General features: G+C 65.1%; 1 protein-coding gene. It reads right to left on the bottom strand.

Annotated elements, in window-relative coordinates; all coding sequences use genetic code 11:
* Nucleotides 1–19: 19 nt before the first annotated feature.
* Nucleotides 20–1534 (bottom strand): acyl-CoA carboxylase subunit beta (locus CH296_RS28350; RefSeq protein WP_141217281.1); only part of this gene is annotated, 1515 nt, incomplete at its 5' end.

The raw sequence follows: 1534 nt of genomic DNA, 5'->3' as shown, positions 1-1534 counted from the left end.
GCGTCGTCGTTCGTTTCGCTCATAGTGGGATGTTTCCGTGTTTCTTGGGTGGGAGGGTGACTTGTTTGCGTTCGAGTAGTCGTAGTGCGGTGACGATCTGGCCGCGGGTGTGGCTCGGGGGGATGACGGCGTCGAGGTAGCCGCGTTCGGCGGCGATGTAGGGGTTGACGAGGGTGTCTTCGTATTCCTGCTGCAGCGTCAGGCGGAGGGCGTCGACGTCGTCACCGTTCTTCGCGGCTTCGAGCAACTGTTTGCGGTAGACGAACCCGACCGCGCCGGAGGCTCCCATGACCGCGATCTGCGCGGTCGGCCAGGCGAGGTTGACATCGGCTCCCATGTGCTTGGACCCCATCACGTCGTACGCCCCGCCGTACGCTTTGCGGGTGATGACGGTGATCTTCCCGACCGTGGCCTCGCCGTAGGCGTAGAGCAGTTTCGCGCCGCGTCGGATGATGCCGTTGTATTCCTGGCCGGTGCCGGGCAGGAACCCGGGCACATCGACCAGGGTGATGATCGGGACGTTGAAGCAGTCACACGTGCGCACGAACCGGGCCGCTTTCTCGGAAGCATCGATGTCGAGTGTGCCCGCGAACTGGGTGGGTTGATTGGCCACGATCCCCACCGACCGGCCGTCGATGCGCCCGAACCCGACGATGATGTTGCGGGCCCGCCCTTCCTGGACTTCGAGGAATTCGTCGTCGTCGAGGATCCGACGAATCACCTCGTGCATGTCGTACGGGGTGTTCGGTGAATCGGGGATCAGGGTGTCGAGTTCGAGATCCTCCGCGGTGAGCGAGTCCTCGATGGACCCGACGACCGGATCGGAGGGTGCGGTGCGGGGGGCGTCGGCGCGATTGTTGCTCGGTAGGTACGAGAGCAGGTCGCGGACGTAGTCCAGTGCGTCCTGTTCTCCGGAGGCGACGTAGTGCGCGACCCCGGATTTCTCCATGTGGGTGTGCGCGCCGCCGAGTTCTTCCATGGTGACGTTCTCACCGGTGACGGTTTTGATCACGTCGGGTCCGGTGACGAACATCTGGGAGGTGCCGTCGACCATGACCACGAAGTCGGTCAGGGCCGGGGAGTAGACGTGCCCGCCCGCAGCGGGTCCCATGATCACCGAGATCTGCGGGATCACCCCGGACGCGCGGACGTTGCGGTGGAAGATCTCGCCGTACAACCCGAGGGAGACCACCCCTTCCTGGATGCGGGCTCCGGCACCTTCGTTGATGCCGACCAACGGTCGGCCGGTTTTGACGGCCAGGTCCATCACCTTGACGATCTTCTCGCCGTAGATCTCCCCGAGCGAGCCGCCGAAGACGGTGGCGTCCTGGGAGAACACGCACACATCGCGGCCGTCGACGGTGCCGTAGCCGGTGACCACACCGTCACCGAAGGGCCGGTTCTCGCCCAACCCGAAGTTCTGGGAGCGGTGGCGGGCGAGGGCGTCGAGTTCGACGAACGAGCCCTCGTCGAGCAGGGCGGTGATCCGCTCACGGGCGGTCAGCTTGCCTTTGGCGTGGACCTTGTCCACCGC

The sequence above is a fragment of the Rhodococcus sp. 14-2496-1d genome, from assembly GCF_002259365.1.
In the GTDB taxonomy this organism is placed as follows: domain Bacteria; phylum Actinomycetota; class Actinomycetes; order Mycobacteriales; family Mycobacteriaceae; genus Rhodococcoides.
The sequence above is the reverse complement of the archived record's forward strand: the minus strand, read 5'-3'. Positions and strand labels throughout refer to the sequence as shown.